The sequence below is a fragment of the Polaromonas sp. P4_F9 genome (assembly GCF_056401235.1).
In genome coordinates this window covers 254,247-280,006 of record NZ_JBFUJT010000002.1, presented here as the reverse complement: position 1 = coordinate 280,006, position 25,760 = coordinate 254,247, and the positions used below count along the sequence as shown (strand labels likewise).

Below are 25,760 nucleotides of genomic sequence, written 5' to 3'. Positions count from 1 at the left end.
GGCCCGACTTTAGTCCTTCGGCGAGCCCGGTGACGCCCGTCACAGCGCTTTTTGTCCCAGCCGCTGCAGTTTCATCAGCCAGCGCTCCGCGTCGCCAGCCCTGAAATTGCCCACCATCCCGATCAGTGTCTCATGCACGGGCGCGATGCCGGCAAAGCCCAGAATGTTGCGCTCCAGTGACTTCACGCTGTGCGCGCGGAAATACCAGCGGTAAAGCAGGGCGGGCATCCCCATCGTGACCACAATGCGGGCCGAGCGGCCTGTCAGCCCCTTTCTGGTGAAGGCGGTGCTGCCGCCCTCGCGCTCAAAGGCAAAACCGGGCCGCGCCACCTGCTCCAGAAAGCCTTTCAGGAGCGCGGGCATGTCGCCCAGCCACAGCGGAAAGAACAGCACGATGTGCTCGGCCCAGCGTATGGCGTCCTGCGCCTGCCGCAGGCCGGCGGGCAACTCGCCTTCCTCCCAGGCTTTCTGGCTGCGCAGCAGCGAAAACTCGAGTTCCGCCACGTTGAGCGAGCGCACGCTGTGGCCGGCCTCCTGCGCGCCGCTGGCGTAGGCGGCGGCCAGGGCGTGGCACAGGTGGCGGGTGGACGCGTCGGGGTGACCCTGGATCAGCAGGACATTTTTTGACGTCATGGCGGGTTGCGCTGTGTATGGCTTGAAATGGCGAGCACGGCCCTGGCCAGCAAGGGCGCGAGGCGGATGGCGTTGCTGGCGTGAGGGATCGTATCGCAGGTCACCACGCGTGTCACGCCGGCGTCCTGCAGCCGTTGCAGTGCGCCGCTGTCAAACAGGGCATGCACGCCGATGCACAGGGGTGCGGCCATGCCGGCTTGTGTCAGCGCCGTGGCAGCGGCGACCAGGGTCTGGCCGGTGGAGACGATGTCGTCCAGCAGCGCCGGCGTCCTGTTTGGCCAGGGGCCGCCGTCGGCCAGCGTAACCTGCACCTCGCGGTCGCCCAGGCGGGTCTTGCCCAGCACCGTCCAGGGGGCATCCGTCAGCCTGGCCACCTCGGCAACCCATTGCCCGCTTTCCTCGTCGGGCCCGATCACCAGCGGACGGTCGACATGGCTGCGCAGCCAGCGCGCGATCATCGGTGCCGCCGCGACCGCCTGTGTGCGGATTGGATAGATCTCGCCCAGGCTGCGCCAGCGGTGCAGGTGCGGGTCGACCGTGACGAGGAAGTCAAGTGATGCCGACAGCAGCCGTGCATAGCTGCGCGAAGTGATCGCCTCGCCGGGGTGAAAGCGGTGGTCCTGCCGCATATAGGCCAGGTAGGGCGCCACCAGGCCGACCCGCGAGGCGCCCAGCTCGCGTGCCGCGTCGGCGGCAAACAGCAGGGGAAGAGTCTTGGCGTCGGGCTGGTTCAGGCTGCCGGCCAGCACGACGCAGCGGCCCATCACCGGCGCGTCAATGCGCACCAGGGTTTCCCCGTCGGGAAAGCGGTGCTGTCGCAGCTCGCTCCAGCCGCAGCGCAGCAGGCGCGCCAGCCTGCCCGCGAGCCGGGCCTCACCCGGAAGGGCGACGATCAGCATCAGACATCCTCCAGCACATGCACGGTCTCGGCCTGCGAGGCCGCGTATTCCAATGCATAGGCCAGCTCACCCGGCGTGGCCGCGTGCAGCGTGAACAGCGGCTGGCCGCGTTCGACGAAATCTCCTGGCCGAACATGCAGGTCGATGCCCGCGCAAGCTGCTTCCGGCGCACCGGCCAGTTTGGCAATGCGTGCCAGGCGCCGGTTGTCGATGGCGACAACGCTGCCGCTGCGCCGCGCCTGCACGGCCTGCTGGTAGGCCGCGACGGGTGGCTCGCGCAGACCGCCCTGAGCCGTGCAGATGTCCTGGAACTTGCGCCAGGCCCGTCCATCGGCCAGTACGGCGCTGGCCAGCGCCAGTCCGCCACCGGCCGGCGCGGCGCCACCGAACTCGAGAACCTCGCCGGCCAGCAGCAGCGAGCGCTGGGCCAGGTCGGCCGGCGCATCGGCCTGGTTGCGCAGCACGGCCAGCACGTCGCGTGCCTCCAGCGCAGGGCCTATGCCCCGGCCCACCGGGGCCATGCCGTCAGTTTGCACCACGCGCACCTGCAGTCCCAGCGCCTGCCCCACCTGGCTGAGCAGCCGCCCTAGCAACTCCGCGGCCGGCACGCTGCGAACTTTTGCGGTGGGCCCTACCGGCATGTCGATCAGTACATGGGTAGAGCCCGCAGCCACCTTCTTGGACAGGATCGAGGCCACCAGTTGGCCCTGGCTGTCCAGGTCCAGCGGGCGCTCTACCCGGATCAGGATGTCGTCCGCCGGGCTCAGGCGCACCGCGCCGCCCCACACCACGCAGCCGCCGGTGCGTTCCACCACCCGGCGGATCTGCGCCACATCCAGGTCCACCGGCGCCAGTGTTTCCATGGTGTCGGCCGTACCGGCGGGGGAGGTGATGGCGCGCGACGAGGTTTTGGGCATGCGCAGCCCGCAGGCCGCCACGATGGGCACGATCACCATGGTCGTGCGGTTGCCCGGCAGCCCGCCCACGCAGTGCTTGTCCATCACCAGGCCTTCACCCCAGTCAATCCGCTCGCCGACGGCAACCATCGCGCGGGTGAGCGAGACGGTCTCTTCCAGGTCCAGCCGGTCGCCGGCACAGGCGGTTACAAAGGCCGCCAGTTGCAGGTCCGAGTAGCGACCCGCGGCCACGTCTTCAATCACGGCCGTGATGGCCGCCTGGGTGAGGTGCCGTCCATAGACCTTGGCGCGCACGTGACCCAGCGATTCGAGCGGCGAGGGGTGGCGCGGCGAGACCAGGTCACCTTCCTGCGCCCCGAGCAGACGCCAAGCCGCTTCGGACAGGCCAGCCTCGTCGGGCGCGAGAAAATCGCCCGACACCACATTCAGCGTGGCGACAATGGTGCGGTCGCCCAGCGCGAGCTCCACCCGCGATTGCGCCTCGAAGCCTTCCGAGTGGCAGACGCGGCAGTCGCGGTGCATGTAGAGCACCGGCTCCTGGTAGGTGTCTATGCCCAGCCGGCGCAGGCGCAGCTTGTGCGGAGTGAGTGAAGTGAGCGGAGTCGGCGGGGTTTGCATGATGGGGGCCTGTTCCGGTTACTGTAGGCAAGGCACGCGCGCGCGGCCTTGACAAAGCTCAACGCGGGGCGCCGGTTCCGGTGGCCGGGCGGGACGAGACGGAGCAGGGCAGCAAAACGATCACGGGACCCCGTCCCCGGCCATGGCCTGGACAAAGGCAAGTTCGTCGCCGGCGAGCGGCTCGGCAGCTGTGCGCAGACGCTCGAGTACGGCGGTGTCAGCCTCGGACGGGTCCCCCCGGCGGCCCAGCAGGCGCGCGCGCAGCACCGGCAGCGGCGCCTCGCAGGCGATGATGGAAAACGGCACGCCCAGCGTGCGCGCGAGTGCCTGGGCCTGGGTGCGTTCCGCGCGACGCAGGAACGCCGCATCGAGGATCACCGGGTAACCTGCCTGCAGCGCGGTGCGCGCCGTCTCGAACAGCTGCCGATAGGTGCGCGCGGTGGCGTCGGCGTCGTACAGGTTCAGCCCCCGGGCGCGTGAATCCTCGAGCAGGCCAAGGCCAAACAGGCGCTTGCGCTCGACGTCCGAGCGCAGCCGGATCGCTCCCTGCTGTTCCAGCAGGCGCTGTGATGCGAAGGATTTGCCCGAACCCGGCAGGCCATGGGTGATGGACAGCCGCACGTCGCGGGGCGCTATCCAGCCCATCGCCGCCCGCAGGTAGCGTTGCGCCTGGCTGCTGTTGGCCCGGCGCAGGTGTTCTACCTGCGCCCGCACCAGCGCGCGATAGACCAGCGAAAACCGCAGCGCGGGCAGGCCGCCATGGTCGCCGGTGCGGTCGAGCCAGCCGTTGAGCAGGCGAAAGCCGAGGTCGCGGCGCCCGCGGGCGTCGAAGTCCATCACGGCGAAGGCTACGTCATCCAGCACATCAACCCAGCGCAGTGCCGGGTCGAACTCGATGCAGTCGAAGGCCACCACGCCGCCATCGTGCGCCACCACATTGGCCAGATGCAGGTCGCCATGGCATTCGCGCACACGGCCATCCGCCTTGCGGGAGGTCCACAACGGCGCCAGCGCGCCAGCTCCGGCTTCTAGCCAGGCCCGGAGCGCGGCGAACACGTCCTCGCTCGCCAGCGGCCGCACGCCTTCAAGTGCCGCCAGCGCGCTGGCGCGCCGCCGTTCGGGGCTCGCGAAATCGCTGGTTGCGTTGGCGCGCGGCGCGGACTCATGAAAGTTGGCGAGCAGTGCTGCCAGCCGGTCAACACCGTCGGTGCGCAGCCTGTCTGCAGCCAGCTGCTCGCTGAACAGCGCACCCGGCGCGAAGCGTCGCATGCGCACCGCGTACTCCAGCGCGGGCCCGGCGCCATCGAGGACGGGCGCCCCGGGCGTGCCGGTGATGCGCGTGACACCGAGGTACAGCGACGGCGCCAGCCGCCGGTTCAGCCGCACTTCCTCTTCACAGAAATGACGCCGCGCAGCCAGGTCGCCGTAATCCACAAAGGCCAGCTGCACCGGTTTCTTGATCTTGTAGGCGGTGTCTCCGGCCAGCAGCACCCAGGAGATGTGGGTTTCGATCAGCTCCGCCTGCAATGCCGCGGACAGGCTGTTGACCAGCGCGGCAGCCTCTCCCACGGGCCTGCCGTCCTCAGGCGGGGTGCCGCCAACTGCCGGACCGGACGCGGCGTTCACGGGAAGCTCCTTCTTGGCGTGCGGCGGGGAAGAAAATGCAAATACACCGCGGTGCTCAGCAAGGCGGCAAAGAAGCACCAGACCGAGATGAACCAGGTGGTGTAGAAGCCGTAGGCGACGGCAAAGGACAGCAGTGCCAGGGCGCCGAAGACCTTCGCTTTCGGGTGCGTGGACAGCATCAGGCTGAGCGTGGTGGACACCAGGTACAGCGTTGACGCCGTAGCCAGAAAATGCGGCGGCGAGACATACTGGATGTGTTGCCCCGTCAGCCGCGAGCTCACCGGGTAGTCGACCAGGTGGTACAGCAGGAAGGCGCCCACCGCGACCCCGATGCCCACCAGCGCGAGCAGCGCCCGCTGGCGCGGCCCCGGTGGCTCGATCAACAGCACCGCGACCGGGACATAGATGGGCCACAACACATGGGACATGAAGGAATACACGTGTGTCATGGCCTCATTGAGCCAGGGCATGGCGGGCTCGAAGGTCAGCCAGAGGATGCCCTCGCTCAACTGCTGGACGGCGAACAGCAGCGGGATGGCGGCAAAGGCCAGTTCGCGCGGACGGCGAGGCTGCTTCAGGGTCAGCGTGCCGATCCCGAGGAGGTAGGCGCCAGCCGCGAAACTGACGGTGGCCGAGAAGCACATTCAGTCCGCTCCTGCGGTCAGTCGGCCGCGGTAGCCGGGTGCTTCGTCGGCCCCGGGCGGTGCCGTCTTGCGCTCGCATAACGCCATGGCAGGGCCTGCAGCACTGTGCGGGTCGTGGGGACGGGTGTGGCTCATTGCGATGCCTTTCCCATAGGGTTGCCCATGTGGTTGCCATAGGGTCGCGAACGGATGTTCCTCACCTACAGCATAAGAGCATAGGAGCCCGCCCGTCCATGCCATTGATGCAGATCAATGGGCCGGCCGTACAGACGGTGCGCCGACCTGTCCTGCGAAGCGGGGGAACGCATAGGGGCAACGTACACGGGGGTGCGACGAGATACGGTTGCATGACCTGACGCGGGCTTGAGGTATCTCAAGTGCCTGCGCTCATCCGGGATACAGAATTTAACCGTCCGCGCGGCTGGCCGGCGGCGGGGACCCTGCTGGACCGGCCTGGAAGGAACCCACCATGTACCACCGAATCCTCGTTCCCCTCGATGGCAGCGCCACGGCCGAGCGTGGCTTGCGCGAAGCCATCGGCCTGGCCGCCGAGCAAAAGGCACGGCTGTCCCTGCTGCACGTGGCGGACAACTTCCCGATGCTTGTGGAGATGTCGTCCGTGACCAACTACCAGGAGATGCTGAACGAGCTTCGCCGGTACGGAGAAGACGTGCTCGCCAAGGCCAAGCGTGCCGCCGCCGATGCCGGCGTGCAGGCCGACACCCTGCTGTGCGAGGTGACGCAGGGGCGCATTGCCGATGTGATCATCGACGAAGCCAAAAAGGCCGGTTGCGGCCTGATCGTGATGGGTACCCATGGCCGCCGCGGCTTCAGCCGCCTGACCCTGGGCAGCGAGGCCGAACGGGTGGTGCGCAGCAGCACGGTGCCCGTGCTGTTGGTGCGGCTGGACGAGCCGAAGTCGTGAGCCGGCGTCTCACAGGTCACATACAGGTCACACATACGCGCTACAGTGCTCCCTGGTGACTGACAGTTTGCGGTCGCTACAGCGGCGCGGTTTCTGCATGCAGCCTTCGCCAGCCGGAGTAATGGGCCTGCGCGGGGCTCGCCTGGTCGCCTTGCCCCAGGTTGGTGCTTGATCTGGCTCGATGGGTGGCTCAACGGGTATTGGCTTGACACCGCTACGCGAATATCATCACGCGAAGGAGTGGCATATGGAAACAACGCGACGCATCGCCGTGGTGACCGGCGGCACTGGCGGTCTCGGGGAGGCGATCTGCAGGCGCCTGGCCGACGATGGCTTCACCGTTGTGGCGCTGCACTCGGCGGGGAACAAGCAGGTGGACGACTGGCTGGTTGCGCAACAGGCGCTGGGCTACCATTTTGCAACCGCCGCGGTCGACGTCACGCGCTTCGCTTCCTGTGCCGCCGCGGTGGAGGCCATACGCCAACAGCATGGTCCCGTGTCGGTGCTGGTCAACAACGCCGGCGTCACCCGCGACGCGAGCTTTCGCAAGATGTCTGAGGAAGCGTGGGACACGGTGCTGCGTACCAACCTCGACTCGATGTTCAACATGACCAAGCAGGTCATTGAAGACATGCTCCTGCTCGGATGGGGCCGTATTGTGAATATCTCGTCTGTCAATGGCCAACGCGGCGCTTTTGGTCAAGCCAACTATGCGGCGTCGAAAGCCGGAATCCATGGGTTCACGAAGTCGCTGGCCCTGGAGTTTGCCAGCAAAAACATCACCGTCAATACCGTCTCGCCGGGCTACCTGCGCACCCGCATGGTCGAGAAGGTGCCGCCGCAGGTGCTGCAGGAGAAAATATTGCCGGAGATTCCCGCCGGACGGCTTGGCGACCCGGCCGAGGTCGCGGAACTGGTGGCCTACCTGGTGTCGCAGCGCGCGGCCTTCACCACGGGCGCCAATTTCTCGATCAACGGTGGCCAGCACATGTACTGACTGTGCGCTAGTGTGGTGTTGCATGCTTGACGGCACCCATAAAACCGATGGATTTTTGGTCAGGGCAAGGCGCAAACCACAGCAATAGCCCCGCTATTGCGCGGATTTGCAACGCCGCCATGGACGAAAAGACGCGGTTTTAGGTGCCGGATAGCGTGCAACACCACACTAGAGGCCGATCTTCCCTGATGAGGCTGTATGCGATGCTGCACCGCCGTCGCGGGGTGCGGGCAAAGCGGTTTCCCCTCAGGGTTTTCAAATACGCAAACACGCACCCGTTCTGCCGCGGTCGCCAGCCCGGTCGTCGCACGGTTTTCCCCCCACGTGCAGCAGACCATCCGTCACGGATGGTCTGCTGCTGTGGACAGGGCCCACAGCGTCGGCAAGGGGCAGCTCTTATTGCACGGTCACTTTCTTGGACGCGGCGGTGGCCTTTTTCGGCAGTTCCAGCGTCAGTACGCCGTCGGCATATTTGGCTACGGCCTTGGCGTCGTCCACGTCCTGGGACAGGCTGAAGGTGCGCGACACGCTGCCGTAGTAGCGCTCGCTGCGCAGAACCTTGTCATCGCTGCCCCTGGTTTCCTTTTCCTGCTTGACCTCGGCGTCGATCTGCACGATGTTGCCGTCGATGCGCACATTGATATCGTCCTTCTTGACGCCGGGCAGGTCTGCCTTGACGACGTAGGCGTCTTTCTTTTCAGAGACGTCCACGCGCATCTGGATGGCCTGTGCGTTGATATCCAGCGGGACAGCGGGACTGGTGAGAAGAAGCGGCGCAGGGCCGACTCGAAGGTGTCGCTGATGCCGGGTTCGAATACACGCAGATGAGTTGTCATGATGATCCTCGTGGGGGGGTTGAAAAAATGCGATTGAAAAATTTGGCGAGACGCGAAAGACGGGCTAGGGCGTGTTAACACTAATTGAGTTGATCATGAATGGAGCGAGATACTTCATACATGGAGATCACTCAAGCCCAGTTTGCCCAGATCGAGCACTGCTTGCCGCTGCAACGCGGCAATGTCAGCCTGTCGAATCTGAGTGTGTTGAACGCCATCCTGTATGTCGCCGAGCACGGCTGCAAGTGGCGCGGCCTGCCCAAGCGCTTCGGCAACTGGCACACCATCTACACGCGCATGAACCGCTGGTCCAAGAGCGGCGTGCTGGACCGCGTCTTCGCAGAACTTCAGCAAGCCCAGGTGGTGCGCATCAGGATCGAGGCCGTGTCGCTGGACAGCACCATCGTGAAGGTGCACCCGATGGCACCGGGGCGTCAAAAAAAACGGCCCCCAGTCCATCGGAAAATCCAGAGGCGGGTGGACCACCAAGATTCATATGGTTGCCGCGGATGCTCGAACGGCCGTAACGTTTTCGCTGTCGCCCGGCCAGGCGCACGATGCGCCCGCGGGGCGCGCGCTCCTCAGCCGCCTGGGTGCGCCGGATCGACCGCTTCATTTGCTCATGGACCGCGCCTACGAAGGCAATGAGACTCGGCAGCTCGCGCTCGATCTGGGCTTTATCCCCGTCGTGCCGCCTCTGAAGACGCGAGTCGAGCCTTGGGAGTACGACCGTGAGATGTACAAACGCCGCAATGAGGTGGAGCGACTGTTCCGGCGCCTGAAGGGCTATCGCCGTATCTTCTCTCGCTTCGAGAAACTCGACGTGATGTTCGTCGGTTTCATCAGCTTCGCGCTGATTGCCGATGGACTGCGTTTGTGTTAACAGGCCCTAGGCACCGACCTCCAGCTTGTCGACCACACGCGAAACGCCCCGGGCGGCGAAGGCGGCACCTATGGCGGCGTCATGCTCCGCCAGCGAGTGCACCTTGCCCCTGATCGTGACGACGCCGCCCTCGACCTCGACGTCGAGATGCTGGGCTTCGCGTGTTGCCTGCCGTGTGAGCGCCGCGGTGATCCCGGCGCCGATGTCTTTCGGGCTTGCACGGGGCTTGATATGGATGTGGCTGGTCAGGCCGCGTACGCCGACGAGCGGACGGATGCACTGCTCGGCGCTGGCGAGCTGGTAGCTCCAGTCCACCTCGCCGGTCAGGGTCACCCAGCCGTCTTCGACCTCGACCTTCACCCGTTCGTCGGGAACCAGTGAACTCCAACGCAACGCCGAGGATGCGGCCTGCGCGATCTCGGAGTCGCTGCGCTGGTGCTCGGCAGCCAGTTTGACGTCCAGCTCGAGGGCAATGCCGCGGACTCCCGAGACGCGGCGCACCGCGCGCTCCACCGCACGCTTTTCAGCGAAGGTGTCGAGGTGGCCCGTGAGTGTCACCACGCCATCCCTGGCAATGACCCCGATGCCTATGGGGTTGATGGCCGCGTCCCAGGCGAGTTCCGCCGTGACGTCGGCCTTGAGCTGTGCATCTGTTTTCATCTTCGTACTCCTTGAATCTGAATCGGGGGCCGGGAAGTGACTGCTGGCCGCTGCGCATGGCGGACTCAATTCACTCTATGCCGTTGGCTTTTTCTGTCTTTGACATTTCGCAAATCGGGACACTGCACGTGACCTGTCGAGATAAGTGTTTGATCTGCTTCAACGGCATGAGTGCCCGGCCGCAGGGTGACGCCCGTGGCGATGACCAGGACCGCAAAAAATACAGTGATGTGTCCAGCGGTGTGTTTGATACGGACCGTGGGCGGACCCCGCGCGACAGGCGCCCAGCTCAGGGAATGAGCACCGCGGCCCCGTTCACCGCCCCGGCGCGCAGCGCCTGCACCGCAGCATTGGCGTCGCGCAGTGCGAAGGTCTGCACATGGGTTTGCAGCGGCAAATCCCCCAGCAGCCGGAAGAAGTCCTCGCCGTCGGCGCGCGTGAGGTTGGCCACCGACCTGAGCACCCGTTCGCCCCAGAGCAGCCGGTAATCGAAGGAGGGAATGGCGCTCATGTGGATCCCCGCGCAGACCACGGTGCCGCCCCTGCATGTGGCGGCCAGCGCCGCCGGCACCAGTTCGCCCGCGGGCGCGAAGATGAGCGCCGCGTCTAGCGGCGCCGGGGCGGCGTTCAGGGAACTGCCGGCCCACGCGGCGCCCAGGCTGCGGGCGAAGTCCTGCCCGGGCTGGTCACCGGCGCGGGTGAAGGCAAACACCTCCTGCCCCTGGGCCACGGCGATCTGGCAGATGATGTGCGCGGCAGCCCCGAAGCCATACAGGCCCAAACGGCGCGGCAGGGCCGCACCGGCCAGGCGCCAGGCGCGAAAGCCGATCAAGCCGGCGCACAGCAAGGGCGCGGCATGGGCGTCGTCGTAGCGCGCCGGCAGGGCAAAGCAGAAACGCTCATTGGCGGCTGCGTACTCGGCGAAGCCGCCGTCGCGGTCATAGCCGGTGAACACCGGAAAATCACAGAGGTTTTCGCGGTCCATGGCGCAGAAGGCGCAGCGACCGCAGGCGCCGCCCAGCCAGGGGATGCCGACACGCTGCCCGACGGTGTACCGCGTGGCCCCGGCCCCGAGGGCGACAACCTGCCCGACCACCTCATGCCCCGGCACCACCTGGGGCCGCCGCGGCGGCAGGTCGCCGTCAATGATGTGCAGGTCGGTGCGGCAGACCCCGCAAGCGAGCACGCGCACCAACAGGTCGTGGTCGCCGGTGGGCGGCAGCGGTTTGTGAGCCGGCAGCAATCGCCGTCCGGCGGGGTCGGCGGTCATTGCAAACATCGAGGTCGGCAACATGCCACCATGGTACGCAATCCACCCCGGCATGGGTGGGTTGGCGGGCTTGTCCTTGATCTGGCGCAAGCCGAAAATACGGTGCAGGTGGGATCATGTGGCAGGCATGTGGCGGCCATCGCCACAGAACGGGGGTTTTCATGGCGCTTTACGACCCGCGTCCCGAGGGGCAGCACGCACTGCCTCCCATGGACGTTCCCCTCAAGCTCTGGCTGGCCCGGCAGGCACACGGCATCTCGCCGGCGTCGCTCATCCTGGCCTACACCGACTGGCTCAGCCACTTGCTGGTTTCACCGTCCAAGCAGGCCGAGCTGGGCGCCAGCGCCCTGCGCAAGTGGCTGCTGTGGCTGCAGTACGCGCCGCAGCCCTGGCAGCAGGATCACCCCGTGAGCGTGGAGGCCCTGCCGCAGGACAAGCGCTTCTCGCGGCCCGAGTGGCAGGCGCCGCCGTTCAACGTTCTGGCGCAGGCCTTTTTGCAGCAGCAGCAGTGGTGGGCCGAGGCCATGACTGGCGTCCGGGGTGTATCGCAGCACCATGAGGAGGTGGCCGCCTTCATCACCCGCCAGTGGCTGGACATGCTGTCGCCTTCAAATTTCATCGCCACCAATCCCCAGGTCCTGAAGGAGACGCTGGCCAATGGGGGCGTCAACCTGGCCACCGGGCTGGCCAACTGGTCGCGCGATGCGCTCGCCGTCCTCACCGATGGCAAGCCGCGTGGCGTCGAGGCCTTCGCGCCCGGACAGGGCGTGGCGCTGACGCCGGGCAAGGTGGTATTCAGAAACCACCTGATCGAGCTGATCCAGTACGAGCCCGTCACGGCCGAGGTGAATGCCGAACCCGTGCTCATCGTCCCGTCATGGATCATGAAGTACTACATCCTCGACCTGACGCCCGACGACTCGCTGGTCAAATACCTGGTGGAGCAGGGGCACACCGTCTTCATGATTTCATGGCGGAACCCCGACAGCGCCGATCGCGACCTGGGCATGGACAACTACCTGGAAATGGGCGTCATGGCGGCCCTGCAGGCGGTTCGGGCCATCCGGCCGCGCGCGCGCATCCACGCGATGGGCTACTGCCTGGGCGGAACACTGCTGGCCATCGCGGCGGCGGCCCTGGCCGGCAGCAGCCCCAACCCGCTGAAGACGGTGACCCTGCTGGCGGCGCAGGCCGATTTCCACGAGCCGGGCGAACTGGGGCTGTTCATCGATGAGAGCCAGATCGCGTTCGTCGAAGACCTGATGGCGGAGTGGGGCTACCTCGATGAGCGGCAGATGGCGGGTGCCTTCGCGCTGATCAATTCCAAGGACCTGGTCTGGTCCAAGCTGGTCCATGAGTACCTGATGGGGGCGCACACGCCCATGACGGCCCTGCGGGCCTGGAATGCCGATGCAACGCGCCTGCCCGCCCGCATGCACAGCGAATACCTGCGCAGCCTTTACCTGCACAACGACCTGGCCGCGGGCCGCTACCGCGCTGCCGGCCACGTGGTGAGGCTGTCCCATATCGAGCTGCCGCTCTTTGTGGTCGCGACAGAGAACGACCATGTGTCGCCCTGGCACTCGGTGTACAAGATTCACCGCCTGACCTCCAGCCCGGTCAGCTTTGTCCTGAGTTCCGGCGGCCACAACGTGGGCATCGTCAATCCGCCGGCTGGTCCTGCCGCGCATCCGCAGGCAAGCTACCGCATCGCCTCCCACGCGCCGGGCAAGGCGCCTGCCCATCCCCACGACTGGCTCGACACGGCGGCGCTGCGGCAAGGTTCATGGTGGACCGGCTGGCATGACTGGCTGAGGCAGCACTCGTCTAGCAGGGTCAAGCCGCCGCGTGTCAATGCGGTGATGTTCGAGGGCGCTCCGCTGGCAGCACCCGGCCGCTACGTGCACCTCGACTGACAGGCGCGACCGCCCGGGAGAGCGGTCGCAGGCCGCGGGGCGGCAGCTTAATGCGTCGTTGGCCGGTTTTCCGCGCCATTCAGGGAGGCGGAAAGACTGGCTTGCCAGGCTTGCAGCGCCGGCTTGAAGCTGTCGCCGGCGCTGGAGCCCAGCAGGTGGCTGGCGCAGCCCATCATTTCCAGCTGGGCCTTCATCATGGCCGTCGCGATCTGCTGCCAGTAGTGGGCCGCCTCATGCATATCGAAACGCAGCAGGTCCGACTCAATGGTGAGCAGCTCGGCAGGCCCGTGCGGGTCGCGCAGCCTTTGTGCAGCCGCCTCGTGGTGGACCGCGGCCTGGTGCGCGGCCTGCTGCTGGACTTTGCGAATGGCTTCGGAGCCGCGGAACATGGCGCTCGCGCTGTCAGCCGCCAGCGCGAACTGCAGGCGACCGAGGTTGGCCAGCAGGTTCCAGGGGGCGAAATCGGCGGCGCTCGCCTCGTGGGGCGGCGCACGCTGAGTGGTTTTGGTACTCATGGGGTTTCCTTTCGGTTTCAGGGTGGGTGGAGGGTGGAGGGGTTAGCGCCGCAGCGCCGGCTGCCGTTCATGCTCATGAATGGCCTGGCAGGCGATGCAGTAGGGGGTAGCCGGCAGGGCCGCAAGCCGCCGCAGATCGATGGCTTCGCCGCAGTCCAGGCACTGGCCGTAGTCCGAAGGATGGCCGGGCGTGGCGTCGTCCAGCCGGCGCAGCGCGGTCAGCACCTGCTCGAGTTCGTGGGCGGCATGGTCCACCTTGGCGTCGGCGACCGTCGCCAGTGACTGTTCCGTTGCCACGTCCTTGAAATCCGTCACATCGTGCGACTCGGCTTCGGCTGCTTCGTCGGGCAAGCGGCCGGCGGCGCGCAAGACTGCACGCAGTTCGGCCCCGCGCTGGGTGAGGAGCAGGCGAAAGCGCGGTGCCTGGCTGCTGTTGTAGGTTTCCATGGAGCATCCTTGTTGATGTTGCGTTCCATTTTGTGGGGCACAAGCGCTGCAATCGTTGATCTAAAGCAAAGGCTGGCGCTGTCCGGGCGCTAATCTCAATACGGTTCAGTTAGCACACCGCGTGCAGTGCCGATCATCTCCTTCCCCCGCTGGGGGAAGGCCGGGATGGGGGCTCACGGCGTGGGCGTCGGGCCACAGTGTTGCCTGGTCGTCGCTGGCCCCCACCCCAACCCTCCCCCGGAAGGGGAGGGAGCTTCAAGGGTCCTTAACTGAACGGTATTGGCGCTAATCTGGTTTTGTCAGACGGGGTGGCCCGCCTGCGTGCAAGGAATCCCATGAGCGTACGTAATCTTGAAGCTCTGTTCCAGCCCGCGTCGGTGGCGGTGATTGGCGCTTCCGACCGCGAGGGCAGCCTGGGGTCGGTGGTGCTGCGCAACCTCAAGCTCGGCGGCTTCAAGGGGCCGGTCTGGCCGGTCAACCGCCGGCATGCGAGCGTGGATGGCGGGCCGGCCTGGCCCGATGTCGAGTCGCTGCCACAGGCTCCGGACCTGGCCCTGATCTGCACGCCGGCACACACCGTGCCGGGACTGATCGCCGCCCTGGGCCGCAAGGGTACGCGCGCCGCCATCGTGCTCACGGCAGGGCTGAAGCAGCTGGCCGTAGAGGGTGGCTCCGCAGGCGGGGTCTCGCTGGAGCAGGCCATGCTGGATGCTGCGCGGCCACACCTGCTGCGCATCCTGGGGCCCAACTGCATTGGCGCGCTGGTGCCGGGTGCCAGCCTGAATGCCAGCTTTGCGCCCGGCAATGCCCAGCCGGGCCGGCTCGCGTTTGTGACCCAGTCCGGCGCGCTGGCCACTGCCATGCTGGACTGGGCCAACAGCCGCGGCATTGGCTTTTCGCATTTCATCTCGCTGGGCGACAGCGCCGATGTGGATTTCGGCGACGTGATCGACTACTTGGCCAGCGACCCGGGGACCCGGGCCATCCTGATGTACGCGGAATCGGTCAAGGCGGCGCGAAAGTTCATGTCGGCCGCGCGTGCGGCCTCGCGCAACAAGCCGGTGATCGTGGTCAAGGCCGGGCGCGCGCCCGATGGCGCCCGGGCGGCCGCCTCGCACACCGGAGCCCTCGCCGGTTCGGACGCCGTGTTCGACGCCGCAGTCAGGCGCGCTGGCATGCTGCGGGTCGACACGCTAGAGTCACTCTTCGATGCCGCGGAAACGCTGGCCCATGCGCGCCCGTGGCGCGGTGAGCGGCTGGCCATTGTCACCAACGGCGGCGGTGCCGGGGTGCTGGCGGCCGATGCACTGCAGCTGGGGGGCGGCAGCCTGGCGCAACTGAGTGAGCAGACGCTGGCCGCCCTCGATCAATGCCTGCCCGGGACCTGGTCGCATGGCAACCCGGTTGACATCATTGGCGACGCCCCTGTCAGCCGTTACCAGGACGCCTTGCGCGTGCTGCTGGCTGCGCCGGACGTCGATGCCGTGCTGTTCATGCATGCGCCGACGGCCATTGTTCCATCCAGCGAGATCGCGCTGGCCTGCCTGCCGATGATGCAGGCATCGGCCAAGCCGGTATTGACGTGCTGGCTGGGTGGTGCCGCCGTGGCGGCTGCGCGCCAGTCCAGCGCGGGGGCGGGCATCGCCTCCTACAGCACGCCTGAGCGCGCGGCGGCGGCGTGGCTGCAGCTGCTTGGCCATGCGCGAAACCAGCAAGCCCTGCAACAGCTCCCGGCCGCCACGCTGGACGACTTCACGCCGGACCGGGCGCAAGCCGGGGTATTGCTTGAACAGGCGCTGCATGACGGCCGCGAGTGGCTCGACGGGGCGCCGGCCCAGGCGCTGTTGCGGGCCTACGGCATCCCCGGCGTTGAAACCGTCAAGGCCCGCGACGTGGAGGAGGCGGTTGCCGCTGCCAACCGGATCGGCTACCCGGTGGTCCTGAAGATTGTGTCGCCGCAGGTCATCCACAAATCCGACGTCGGCGGTGTCGTGCTGGGTCTGGCATCGGCCGAAGCGGTCAGGGCCGCGGCCGTGAGGATGTCTGAGCAGGTGACGCGCATGCTGCCGCAGGCGGTGGTGCTGGGCTTCACCGTGCAGGCCATGGTGCAGCGCCCTGGCGCCCATGAGCTGATCGTAGGCATCGCCACCGACGCCGTGTTCGGTCCGGTCCTGTTGTTGGGCGAGGGTGGCACCGCCGTCGAGCTGCGCAAGGACCATGCGGTAGCCCTGCCGCCGCTCAACACCAGCTTGGCACGCGACCTGGTCGCCCGGAGCCGGCTGGGGCCGCTGCTGGCCGGTTATCGCGGCCGTCCGGCGGCGCACGAGCAGGCGCTGCTGACCACCCTGCTGCGGGTGTCGCAGATGGCCTGCGACCTGCCCTGGCTGGCGGAACTCGACATCAACCCGCTGCTGGTCGATGAGCGCGGCGTGCTGGCGCTGGATGCGCGGGTCAGGCTGCGGCCGGTGCCGGCGGGCGAGGGCAGCCGGCTCGCCATTCGCCCGTATCCGTCGTCGCTGGAGGAGCGTGTCCAGCTGGCGGGGTGCGAGCTGCTGCTGCGCCCGATCCGGCCCGAAGATGGCCAGCGCCTGATGGCCTTCTATGCCGGCGCGTCGCCCGCCGACATGCGCCTGCGATTTTTTATGGCGCGGCGCGAGGTACCGCATTCCGAGCTGGCGCGCTACAGCCAGATCGACTACGACCGCGAGATGGCCTTCATTGCGCTGGCGCCCCAGGTGTCTGGCGGTCACGCGATGGTGGCGGAGGCGCGGGCCGTGTGCGACCCGGACAACCTGCGGGCGGAATTCGCCATCCAGGTGACGTCCGGCTGGCAGGGCAAGGGCCTGGGCCGCCTGCTGCTGGACAAACTGACCGCCTACCTGCGCGAGCGCGGCACGGCCGAAGTCGTGGGGCAGTGCCTGCTGGAGAACACCGGCATGGCCGCGCTGGCCCGGCAGGCTGGCTTCGAGGTCTCGGCCGAGCCGTCCCAAGACACCATGATGATGCGCCTGCCGCTGCGCTGAAACCCTTTCAACTCCGGAGCCACCATGTCCACCTACCATCAGATCCTCGTGCCGGTCGACGGCAGCCCCACCTCGGAAAAAGCACTCGACGAAGCCATCAGGCTGGCCCAGCTGACCGGCGCCAGGCTGCGGCTGGTCCATGTCGTGGACGAGCTCAGCTATGTCAACGGCTTCGAGCCGGCGATGAACTACCTCAATGAAATCATTCCGCTGATGCGGGAGGCGGGCGAAAAGTTGCTGGCGCATGAGCGGCAAAAGGCCGTGGACAAGGGCGTGGACGCTGACTTTGTGCTGGTTGTGGAAGGCCCGGGCCGAATCTGCGACCACGTGGCAGAGCAGGCGCGGCGCATCAAGGCGGACCTGATCGTGGTCGGCTCGCACGGGCGCCGCGGCATCGGCCGGGTGCTGCTGGGCAGCGATGCCGAGCAGATCGTGCGGCATGCGCCGGTACCGGTACTGGTGGTGCGGGGCGACTCGTCTGCCGGCTGATGCCCGCTGATGCCCGCGTTAGGTGCTCCGGTGAGAAGACGCGGTCGGCTTCCCGCAGCCCCGGCGGAGGGATGGCTTCGTCGCCTGTCGCCGGGCGGAAATCTGCTTCATCGCGGTGCACCTTTTGTCCTTCTGATCTGGACCCTTCTGATCTGGATCAAACTGGTCCCACTCCGCCTATCTCCGCCTATCTCCGCATATCGAACGACTGATTTAGATCAAGCAGACGACCTGCAGCACGCGGCAAACTTTGCTCCATGACCACTGTTTCGCCCGACCTTTTGCGCCGATTCGACATTCCCGGGCCTCGGTACACCTCCTATCCAACGGCCGACCGTTTCGTCGAGGCATTTACCGCGGCCGACTATGGCCAGGCGCTGGTCCAGCGCCAAAGCGGACCGGCCGCGCTGGCGCAACCGCAGCCGCTGTCGCTGTACCTGCACATCCCGTTTTGCGAATCGCTGTGTTACTTCTGCGCGTGCAACAAGATCATCACCAGGCACCACGACCGGGCGGCCTCCTACCTGCGCTATCTCAGCCGCGAAGTGGACCTGCACACGGCCCAGCTGGGCCTGGAGCAACCCGTCACGCAGCTGCACCTGGGCGGTGGCACCCCCACCTTCCTGTCCGACGCCGAACTCAGGGAACTGATGGCCATGCTGCGGCGCAGTTTTGCGCTGGTGCCCGGCGGCGAATACTCCATAGAGATCGACCCGCGCACCGTGGACGGTGCCCGCCTGGCCGCGCTGGCCGAACTGGGCTTTAACCGGATCAGCTTCGGCGTGCAGGACTTCGACCCGGAGGTGCAGAAAGCCGTGCACCGCATCCAGCCTGCCGAGCAGGTGTTCGCGCTGATGGAGCAGGCGCGGGCGACAGGCTTCGACTCGGTCAACATCGACCTGATTTATGGCTTGCCGCGGCAGACGCCGGAGTCGTTCGCGCGCACACTGGCCCAGGTGCAGCAGCTGCGGCCCGACCGCATCGCGCTGTATGCCTACGCCCACCTGCCCGAGCGCTTCAAGCCGCAGCGGCGCATCGTGTCCGCCGAGCTGCCCGGCGCTGCGGCCAAGCTGGCGATGCTGTCGCAAGCGCTCTCGGGCTTCGAGGCGGCGGGCTATGTCTACATTGGCATGGACCATTTCGCACTGCCCGGCGATGCGCTCGCCATTGCCAAGCGGCAGGGCCGCCTGCACCGCAACTTTCAGGGCTACAGCACCCAGCCCGACTGCGACCTGATTGGCCTGGGCGTCTCGGCGATTGGCCGCATTGGCGCGACCTACAGCCAGAACGCCAAGACCATGGAAGAGTATTGCGACCACCTCGACCAGGGGCGGCTGCCGGTGGCGCGCGGTCTGGCCCTCAGTCGGGACGACCTGGCCCGCCGGGCCGTGATCATGGCGCTGATGTGCCAGGGCCAGGTGCTGTTTGAGTCGATCGAGCAGGCGTGGCTGCTGGACTTCCAGACCTACTTTGCGGCCGAGCTCGAGCAGTTGAGTGAACTGGCCGACGAGGGGCTGGTGGTGCTGGATGACGCCAGCATCCAGGTCACGGCCAAGGGCTGGTTTTTCGTGCGGGCCGTGGCCATGGCGTTCGACCGCTACCTGCAGGCCGATCGCAACCGCGCGAAGTTCTCGCGCATTATTTGAAGAGCTCCAGCGGCCATGTCCACCACCCTCGCTGTCACCGCGCTGCTGATGGGGCTGGCGGGTGGCCCGCATTGTGTGGCCATGTGCGGCGCGGCCTGCGCCGCCATGCCCCGTGCTGGCCACGGTTTTCCTACATCTACACCCACATCCACTTCCATGCCGTCGCGCTCGCTCTGGATCTTCCTGGCAGGCCGGCTCGCCGGTTATTCAGTGGCCGGGGCCGCGGCCGCACTCGCAGTGGAAAGCTTTGCCTGGCTCACGGCCCATGCCGTGGTGCTGCGGCCGGTCTGGACGCTGTTCCATCTGGCGGTGCTGGCGTGGGGGCTGGTGTTGCTGGCCCAGGCGCGTCAGCCGGCCTGGGTGAATGCGGCTGGCCGCTCGGCCTGGGCGCGCATGCGGCCACTCGCGGCGGCGCGCGGCGGTGTGTTTGCCGCGGGCGCGTTGTGGACCTTCATGCCCTGCGGCCTTCTGTATTCGGCGCTGCTGGTTGCCTCACTGAGCGGTGGCGCGCCGCAAGGGGCGCTGTCGATGGCGCTGTTCGCTGCTGGCAGCGGCGCCTCACTGGCGCTGGCACCCACGTTGCTGGCGCGCCTGCGGGGCGCGGGTGACCGGCTGCGGCAGGACTGGGGCACCCGTGCGGCCGGTGCCCTGCTGGCGCTGACCGCTGCGTGGGCCCTGTGGGCGGATCTTGCCGCCCGCGTGGCCGTCTGGTGTGGGCTGGCTTAGCCTTAATGGTTGTGAGCCGGCCCGGAGCCGGTCAACGGTCAGTTGAGGGCGACCGTTTCCAGGTAGCAAGGCATGTGGCAGGTCCAGTGCAGCTCGCGCTCGATGCGCTGGCGCATGGCATCGGCGGCCGCCGGCTCGCCGTGGGTGATGAAGGTCTTTTTCGGGGCCGCCTTGAAGCCCTTCAGCCAACCGATGATCTCAACCGCGTCGGCATGGGCCGACAGGTCGTCGAGCATGGCCACCTCGGCATGCACGGGGATGTCTTCCCCATGGATGCGTACGGTGGGCGCACCGCCGGCAATGATCGCGCCGCGCGTGCCGCCGGCCTGGAAGCCGGCGAACAGGATGGTGTTGCGCGGGTCGGGCGCGAAGGCCTTGAGGTGGTGCACCACGCGCCCGCCCGTCGCCATGCCGCTGGCGGCAATGATGACCATAGCGCCCTTGCGCGTATTGAGCAGGCGCGATTCCTCTGGCGTGCCCACGATGTGCGCCGTGTGTGTCATGGCCTCGCATTGCGCGGCCGTCAGGCGCAACTCGTTCCTGTGCTTGAGGAACACCTGGGTGGCACTGGCTGCCATGGGGCTGTTGAGGTAAACGGGCAGGCTGTCGCGAATCACGCCCTGGGCCTTGAGCAGATGAATGCAGTACATCAGGTTCTGGGCCCGGCCGACCGCGAAAGCCGGGATCACCACCACGCCGCCGCGCGCTGCGGTTCGGTTGATCACCTCGCCAAGCGCCGTCAGGGGATCGGAATTTTTGTGCAGGCGGTCGCCGTAGGTCGACTCGACGACCAGGTAGTCTGCGCCGTCCATCTGTGAGGGCGCCTTGAGCACCATGTCGTTCGGGCGACCGATGTCTCCGGAAAACAGCAGCGAGCGTGAACCATTGTCCAGCCGCACAAACGACGATCCCGGCATGTGGCCCGACGGCGTCAGGCTCGCGTTCAGGCCGGGCGCTGGCTGCCAGTGTTTCCCGTAGTCGACCGGATGGAGCAGCTTGAGGCAGCGCTCGGCGTCTTCGCGCGTGTACAGCGGCAGCGCGGGCGAATGCTTCGACAGGCTGCGCCGGTTGGCGTACTCGGCTTCCTCTTCCTGCAGGTGGCCGGAGTCGGGCAGCAGGATGCGGCACAGGTCGGCGGTGGCGGGCGTGCAATAGACCTTGCCGCGAAAGCCCTGGCGCGCCAGCAGCGGCAGGTAACCGCTGTGGTCGATGTGGGCGTGGGTCAGTATCACGGCGTCAATCGCGGATGGCTTCACCGGCAGGGGCGACCAGTTGCGCAAGCGCAGCTGTTTGTACCCCTGGAACAGGCCGCAATCGACCAAGACCCTGGCCTTGTCGTGCTGCACAAGGTACTTGGAGCCGGTCACCGTGTCGGTAGCACCGAGAAACTGGAGTCGCATGGAAATCCTCGCCGTGTGAGTGGCCAGTTTCCGGCCGTTGCGCCACGGGCGGATTGATTTCGATCAAGTACTGTCAACAGAGAAGTTCCGGATATCTCTGAATGCCGGTCAAATCCTTTGACGATGCGTCCCGTGGCCGTGCAGTCGTATGAAAAAAAAGCAATGCCAATGGGCGTGCGGGCTTTTTTTTGACCCAACTATGCCTACCGGATCCCTCCGGATGTTCCCACGGGGTGAGTCAAGCTATTGAGACGTGGCTCAAATTTGGAGCGGCATCCAGCTCAGCGCGGCTCGGTTTTTTAAACGAAATCAACAAGTCAGCAGACCTGGATTGCAAAAATTAACGTCGACCGGATATAGCGGCGGCTGCCGTGATCACAAGATCTGAGATCCGGTTTTCGTCAGCTTTTCCTTTCCATCGGGGCTTTGCGACAGCAACATTGATAGCGCCAGTGGCCCGACCATTACTGTCGAGAATTGCGGCGGCAGTCGAAATGTCACCCAAAAAATACTCTTCTTCAGAGTGCGCGTATCCGGCCTCTCGAATCGCTTCAAGTCGCTCTCGAATAGCGCGTGGCTTGAAGATCGTGTGCGGCGTGTGCTGATTGAGCTGCGAATTGTTGAGTATGGCTGTCACTTCATCATCCGGCAATTGCGCGAGGATCGCCAGTCCTGGCGCTGTGCAATAGGCTGGCAGGCGAGTGCCGACGATGATGTTCGGGTTCAGCACATGGCGGCTGACGATTCGAAACACAAAAACGATGTCGCTGCCGTCCAAAACAGTGATGTTCGTCGTCTCTTCGGTCTCCTTGCTGAGTTGCTGCGCGTAGGGAGTCGCGCGATACATCAACTCACTCGAAGCGAGATAGTGATAGGTGAAGTCGAAGAGTCTTGGCGAAAGCTCATAAGTCTTCGATATCTCATCCTTGCGCAAGTAGCCCAAGGTAGTCAAGGTGTAGGTGAAGCGCTGCGCCGAACTCAGATCCATCTCGGTTAGCAAGGCGATCTGGGACAACGTCAGACAGCGTTTTGACCCGTCAAACGCTGTGAGAACGCTCATGGCTTTTTCGACCGAATTGACAAACAGAGACGAGCGCGTGGGCTGCTCTTCCGAAGGTTTCGCTGCAGAGTGAGAACGCACATCCGCCGCACGTTGAGTCTTCTTGATGGGGCCTTTGCTCGCAGTGTCCATGGGATTCCAGTTCGTTTTATGTAGTTAGCGCATTCCGCCAAAGGGATATCTTATCCCGCGTGTATTTTCTTTGTCTGCTGCGCCAGGCTTGATGCTGCATAAGCAGATGACGAAGGCTGAAATCACAGCATGGAGCGATTGTGGCGGGCGCATCAGCGTCTTCACGCAAAACGGTTTCCTGCTACTTGATCAGCATCGCCAGGAAATTTGCGGATAGGAAAGGCTGCCCCGGACGCATACGATGCCGCCCCATTTTGTCTCATGGAACACCAAATTCATGCGGATCGCGCATCGGCAAAGTGCGTTTCCCGTCGCGGCGTTTCCTGCTTCAAAAAAATTTTGGCAAACAGGAAGAAACCAGCTTGCGCTCCAAAAATCCTGGAGTTATAGTGCATTGCACCACTTGTTATCACTATCCAATAGGAACAGATATGCCAAATTTCATTGAAATTGAGATCACCGAAGCCGTTGCGCTCATCCGGCTCAACCGCCCCGAAAAGCTCAACGCGTGGCATGCGCCCATGCGGACGGAGATCGTCGAAGCGCTGCGAAGCTTTGACGGGAACCCGGAAATCAAGGCGATCGTCATGACCGGCGCCGGTACGCGGGCCTTCTGTGCCGGACAGGACCTGGAAGAAGCGCACGCCTTCGACATCAAGGCGTCAGAAACATGGATGCGTGAGTGGGAAACCTTCTATGCGTTGCTGCGCTCCCTGTCCAAGCCGCTGGTGATGGCGCTCAACGGCACGGCTGCCGGATCTGCGTTTCAGGTCGCCTTGCTCGGCGACATCCGGGTGGCCCACCAGGGCGTCCGCATGGGTCAGCCCGAGATCAATTCAGGCATCGCCAGCGTGACCGGTCCATGGATCATGAACAGCATGCTGGGCATGTCGCGAACCATCGAGCTGACCCTGACGGGCCGGATGATGGAGGCTGATGAATGCCAGCGCATTGGCCTCATCCATCACATCGTTCCCGAAGGCCAGGTTCTCGCGAAAGCGATGGAGATCGCCAAAGAACTGGCCGCCAAACCTCCGGTAGCCATGCGATTGGACAAGCAGCGCTTTCGCGAAATGTCCGACCCCGGGTTCAAGGATGCCATCACTGCCGGTATCCGCATTCAGGCGGAGGCCTATGGCACCGGCGAGCCGGCCCAGATGATGGAGGAGTTTTTCAGAAAGCGTGGCGGAAAAGTGCCCGGTGCAACGCAAGTGGCCTGACAGCCGTAGTGATCCCTACCCGTAATTCACTTCACCAAGGAGCCTCCATGAACGAGCAAATTGATACCAACCGCCGCAAGCTGATCCAGGCAGCAGGCGTGGCAGCAAGTGCAATAGCTGTTGCCCCATTGGCATGGGCACAGAGTAAACAAATAGTGGTGTCCGATCCGGGGGGGCCGTACACCACGGCCTACAGGAAGGCCTTTTACGACCCATTCGAAAAGAGCACCGGCATCAAAGTCGTGAGCGTCGCGCGTGAATCGCAGCCGCTCGCTCAGTTCGTGGCCATGGTTCAGACAAAAAACTATCTTTGGGACGTGACCACGCTGACGCTTTCAGGTGAGATTCCATTACTTCAGGCGCGTGGCCTTCTGGAACCGATTGGCCTCAAGGCGTCAGAATTTCCCGGGTTAATGCCTGAAGCTGTGACCGATCATTGGCTGGGGGTCGATGTCTATGCCACAACTATCGCTTACCGTACCGATAAATTCGGCGCCAACGGTCCCAAGACATGGGCCGACTTCTGGGATGTCAAGAAATTTCCCGGCCGCCGCAGCCTGCGGCGCAACCCGATCGACACGCTGGAACAGGCGCTCATGGCCGATGGGGTGCCGGCGGACAAGCTCTACCCGCTCGACATCGACCGTGCCTTCAAAAGCCTCGACAGGATCAAGCCCCACATCAATGTGTGGTGGACCAGTGGCGCGCAGTCGATGCAGCTGATCCAGTCCGGTGAGGTCGACATGATTTCGGCGTGGAACGGCCGGTCGCAAGCTGCGATCGATGGTGGCGCGCCGGTGAGCATCATCTGGAACCAGGGCCTGTATTCCATCGAAGGCTGGGGGATTCCCAGGGGAACTCCGCGCGCCGAGATGGCGAAGGCTTTCGTCCGCTTCTGTGGCGACGCGAAGCGTCAGTCCGAATTCACCCAGGACCTTGCCTATGGCCCTACGAACCTGAAGGCATACGACGTCATCCCGGCTAAACGCGCCGCGGTGCTTCCGACGGCGGCGCCCAACATCAAAGGCATGCTGCTCCCCAGCCCGGAATGGTGGCACCTGAACCGCGAGAAGGTGGCCGAACGTTTCAACTCATGGATGATTGGCTGAACATGTCGACCAAGCTGTCCGTCAACGGACTCGGAAAACGCTACGGTTCCTCGGTCGCGCTCAAGGCGACGCACCTGGACGTGCGCAAGGGTGAACTCCTCACCCTGCTCGGTCCATCGGGGTCCGGAAAAACAACGTTGTTGCAGATGATTGCCGGCTTGGTCGAACCCAGTGAAGGCCAGTTGTTAATCGACGGCCGCGATGCCACTTACCTGCCTCCGGGGCAACGCGGAATCGGCATGGTGTTTCAGAGCTACGCTCTGTTTCCCCATCTGACCGTGAGCGAAAACGTCGCCTACCCGCTGCGCATGCGCAAGGTCGCGCAAGCGGATATCGCCAAAGAAGTGGCACGCGCGCTCGACATGGTGCAAATGAGCGCGTTCGGCGCACGCCTGCCGCGCGAGCTGTCCGGCGGTCAGCAGCAGCGTATCGCCCTGGCGCGGTGCTTTGTCTACCGGCCCGAGGTCATCCTGCTCGACGAGCCCCTGGGCGCGCTGGACAAAAACCTGCGGGAGCACATGCAGCTGGAAATCCGCAAGCTGCATCGGGACCTCGGTGCGACCTTCATTTATGTAACGCACGACCAGGAAGAAGCGCTCACCTTGTCCGACCGCATCTGCCTGATGAACCAGGCGCAAGTCGAGCAGATCGGCACGCCCGCCGAAATGTATGACGCGCCCGCATCGCGATTTGCCGCCAACTTCATCGGCCATTCGAATTTGCTCAACGGCGCGGTGCACGCCAATGCCGAGGGCGCCTGGCTCAATAGGGGAACTGAGACCTTGCGTCTGCCAGGTATGCCGGCCTCTTCGGTCGCCGATGTCACGCTCATGGTTCGCCCTGAAAACGCCCGCCTTGTGGCGCCGGAAAGCGGCACGCTCCGCGGCGAGGTGCGCGAAGTCGTCTACCAGGGTTCAGACCTGAAAGTTATCCTGGCCATTTCCGGCGACCAGACCTTCAGTGTCAGGTCGTCCTGCCGCGGCGCACGACCCTCTGTCGGCGACCATGCCGGTATCGAGTGGGACCCCGCGCACTCCGTGCTGCTAACGCGATGAGGACCGCCACCACCCTTCGGTCCCTGCAGGGAACCGTGCGTCCCTGGCTGAGGACCGCCACCACCCTGCGGTCCCTGCGGGGAACCGTGCGTCCCTGGCTTGCCGGCATTCCGG

24 protein-coding genes are annotated in these 25,760 nt (G+C 65.4%); 11 read left to right on the top strand and 13 right to left on the bottom strand.

What is annotated here, in order from left to right:
• Window positions 1-39: 39 nt before the first annotated feature.
• The 6 genes from AC1DUB_RS03410 to AC1DUB_RS03385 form a co-directional block, all read right to left on the bottom strand.
• Entirely contained in the window at window positions 40-633 is a 594-nt protein-coding gene (locus tag AC1DUB_RS03410) for an NAD(P)H-dependent oxidoreductase (RefSeq protein ID WP_477728312.1), read from the bottom strand.
• Window positions 630-1,532, bottom strand: a complete 903-nt coding sequence (locus AC1DUB_RS03405) for a ribose-phosphate pyrophosphokinase (protein ID WP_477728311.1) — start codon at window positions 1,530-1,532, stop codon at window positions 630-632. The genes AC1DUB_RS03410 and AC1DUB_RS03405 overlap by 4 nt, the downstream gene beginning before the upstream one ends.
• A complete protein-coding gene (locus AC1DUB_RS03400) occupies window positions 1,532-3,067 on the bottom strand; it encodes a thymidine phosphorylase family protein (protein ID WP_477728310.1) in 1,536 nt (511 codons plus the stop codon). The genes AC1DUB_RS03405 and AC1DUB_RS03400 overlap by 1 nt, the downstream gene beginning before the upstream one ends.
• Window positions 3,068-3,187: 120 nt before the next feature.
• On the bottom strand, window positions 3,188-4,693 hold the full coding sequence (locus AC1DUB_RS03395) for a bifunctional aminoglycoside phosphotransferase/ATP-binding protein (RefSeq protein ID WP_477728309.1): 1,506 nt from the start codon (window positions 4,691-4,693) through the stop codon (window positions 3,188-3,190).
• Entirely contained in the window at window positions 4,690-5,337 is a 648-nt protein-coding gene (locus AC1DUB_RS03390; RefSeq protein WP_477728308.1) for a DUF6629 family protein, read from the bottom strand. The genes AC1DUB_RS03395 and AC1DUB_RS03390 overlap by 4 nt, the downstream gene beginning before the upstream one ends.
• A complete protein-coding gene (locus AC1DUB_RS03385; RefSeq protein ID WP_477728307.1) occupies window positions 5,338-5,472 on the bottom strand; it encodes a hypothetical protein in 135 nt (44 codons plus the stop codon). It lies immediately after the preceding gene.
• A 334-nt stretch (window positions 5,473-5,806) separates the two neighbouring features.
• Between AC1DUB_RS03385 and AC1DUB_RS03380 the strand changes: the two genes are divergently transcribed.
• Window positions 5,807-6,262, top strand: coding sequence for a universal stress protein (locus AC1DUB_RS03380; RefSeq protein WP_477728306.1), 456 nt, complete (start codon window positions 5,807-5,809; stop codon window positions 6,260-6,262).
• 247 nt (window positions 6,263-6,509) lie between these two features.
• On the top strand, window positions 6,510-7,259 hold the full coding sequence (gene phbB, locus AC1DUB_RS03375) for an acetoacetyl-CoA reductase (RefSeq protein WP_477728305.1): 750 nt from the start codon (window positions 6,510-6,512) through the stop codon (window positions 7,257-7,259).
• A gap of 396 nt (window positions 7,260-7,655) precedes the next feature.
• On the opposite strand, the gene AC1DUB_RS03370 is transcribed toward phbB, so the two are convergent.
• A complete protein-coding gene (locus tag AC1DUB_RS03370; protein ID WP_477728304.1) occupies window positions 7,656-7,970 on the bottom strand; it encodes an Hsp20/alpha crystallin family protein in 315 nt (104 codons plus the stop codon).
• A 245-nt stretch (window positions 7,971-8,215) separates the two neighbouring features.
• On the opposite strand from AC1DUB_RS03370, the gene AC1DUB_RS03365 reads away from it, so the two are divergent.
• Window positions 8,216-8,978 (top strand): IS5 family transposase gene (locus tag AC1DUB_RS03365; protein ID WP_477728303.1). Its coding sequence is split into 2 segments (ribosomal slippage): window positions 8,216-8,529 and window positions 8,528-8,978, totalling 765 coding nucleotides; the frame shifts between segments, so codons are not numbered across the junction.
• Window positions 8,979-8,984: 6 nt separating this feature from the next.
• On the opposite strand, the gene AC1DUB_RS03360 is transcribed toward AC1DUB_RS03365, so the two are convergent.
• Window positions 8,985-9,638 (bottom strand): BON domain-containing protein, encoded by a 654-nt coding sequence (locus AC1DUB_RS03360; RefSeq protein ID WP_477728302.1) that lies wholly within the window; start codon window positions 9,636-9,638, stop codon window positions 8,985-8,987.
• A gap of 289 nt (window positions 9,639-9,927) precedes the next feature.
• The gene (locus AC1DUB_RS03355; RefSeq protein WP_477728301.1) at window positions 9,928-10,917 is read right to left on the bottom strand and encodes a zinc-dependent alcohol dehydrogenase family protein; all 990 of its coding nucleotides are present in this window, start codon (window positions 10,915-10,917) and stop codon (window positions 9,928-9,930) included.
• Between the two features lie 152 nt (window positions 10,918-11,069).
• Here AC1DUB_RS03355 and AC1DUB_RS03350 point away from each other — a divergent pair, with 152 nt between their 5' ends.
• Window positions 11,070-12,824: a PHA/PHB synthase family protein gene (locus AC1DUB_RS03350; RefSeq protein ID WP_477728300.1), complete on the top strand. Its 1,755-nt coding sequence runs from the start codon at window positions 11,070-11,072 to the stop codon at window positions 12,822-12,824.
• Window positions 12,825-12,871: 47 nt separating this feature from the next.
• Here the strand turns inward: AC1DUB_RS03350 and AC1DUB_RS03345 are convergent, their stop codons facing one another.
• Together AC1DUB_RS03345 and AC1DUB_RS03340 are read right to left on the bottom strand one after the other, a co-directional pair.
• Entirely contained in the window at window positions 12,872-13,339 is a 468-nt protein-coding gene (locus AC1DUB_RS03345) for a phasin family protein (RefSeq protein WP_477728299.1), read from the bottom strand.
• Between the two features lie 42 nt (window positions 13,340-13,381).
• Window positions 13,382-13,786, bottom strand: a complete 405-nt coding sequence (locus AC1DUB_RS03340) for a TraR/DksA family transcriptional regulator (RefSeq protein ID WP_477728298.1) — start codon at window positions 13,784-13,786, stop codon at window positions 13,382-13,384.
• A 335-nt stretch (window positions 13,787-14,121) separates the two neighbouring features.
• Between AC1DUB_RS03340 and AC1DUB_RS03335 the strand changes: the two genes are divergently transcribed.
• The 4 genes from AC1DUB_RS03335 (at window position 14,122) to AC1DUB_RS03320 (ending at window position 19,670) form a co-directional block, all read left to right on the top strand.
• Window positions 14,122-16,809, top strand: a complete 2,688-nt coding sequence (locus AC1DUB_RS03335; RefSeq protein WP_477728297.1) for a bifunctional acetate--CoA ligase family protein/GNAT family N-acetyltransferase — start codon at window positions 14,122-14,124, stop codon at window positions 16,807-16,809.
• 24 nt (window positions 16,810-16,833) lie between these two features.
• On the top strand, window positions 16,834-17,298 hold the full coding sequence (locus AC1DUB_RS03330) for a universal stress protein (RefSeq protein WP_477728296.1): 465 nt from the start codon (window positions 16,834-16,836) through the stop codon (window positions 17,296-17,298).
• 257 nt (window positions 17,299-17,555) lie between these two features.
• Window positions 17,556-18,944: an oxygen-independent coproporphyrinogen III oxidase gene (gene hemN, locus AC1DUB_RS03325; RefSeq protein WP_477728295.1), complete on the top strand. Its 1,389-nt coding sequence runs from the start codon at window positions 17,556-17,558 to the stop codon at window positions 18,942-18,944.
• Window positions 18,945-18,959: 15 nt separating this feature from the next.
• Window positions 18,960-19,670 (top strand): sulfite exporter TauE/SafE family protein, encoded by a 711-nt coding sequence (locus AC1DUB_RS03320; RefSeq protein ID WP_477728294.1) that lies wholly within the window; start codon window positions 18,960-18,962, stop codon window positions 19,668-19,670.
• 38 nt (window positions 19,671-19,708) lie between these two features.
• Here the strand turns inward: AC1DUB_RS03320 and AC1DUB_RS03315 are convergent, their stop codons facing one another.
• Together AC1DUB_RS03315 and AC1DUB_RS03310 are read right to left on the bottom strand one after the other, a co-directional pair.
• Entirely contained in the window at window positions 19,709-21,070 is a 1,362-nt protein-coding gene (locus AC1DUB_RS03315) for an MBL fold metallo-hydrolase (RefSeq protein WP_477728293.1), read from the bottom strand.
• 340 nt (window positions 21,071-21,410) lie between these two features.
• Entirely contained in the window at window positions 21,411-22,262 is an 852-nt protein-coding gene (locus tag AC1DUB_RS03310; RefSeq protein ID WP_477728292.1) for an IclR family transcriptional regulator, read from the bottom strand.
• A gap of 431 nt (window positions 22,263-22,693) precedes the next feature.
• Here AC1DUB_RS03310 and AC1DUB_RS03305 point away from each other — a divergent pair, with 431 nt between their 5' ends.
• The 3 genes from AC1DUB_RS03305 to AC1DUB_RS03295 are packed head-to-tail and all read left to right on the top strand — an operon-like array spanning window position 22,694 to window position 25,646.
• The gene (locus AC1DUB_RS03305; RefSeq protein WP_477728291.1) at window positions 22,694-23,482 is read left to right on the top strand and encodes an enoyl-CoA hydratase/isomerase family protein; all 789 of its coding nucleotides are present in this window, start codon (window positions 22,694-22,696) and stop codon (window positions 23,480-23,482) included.
• 47 nt (window positions 23,483-23,529) lie between these two features.
• A complete protein-coding gene (locus AC1DUB_RS03300) occupies window positions 23,530-24,591 on the top strand; it encodes an ABC transporter substrate-binding protein (RefSeq protein WP_477728290.1) in 1,062 nt (353 codons plus the stop codon).
• Between the two features lie 2 nt (window positions 24,592-24,593).
• A complete protein-coding gene (locus tag AC1DUB_RS03295) occupies window positions 24,594-25,646 on the top strand; it encodes an ABC transporter ATP-binding protein (protein ID WP_477728289.1) in 1,053 nt (350 codons plus the stop codon).
• Window positions 25,647-25,760: the final 114 nt, after the last annotated feature.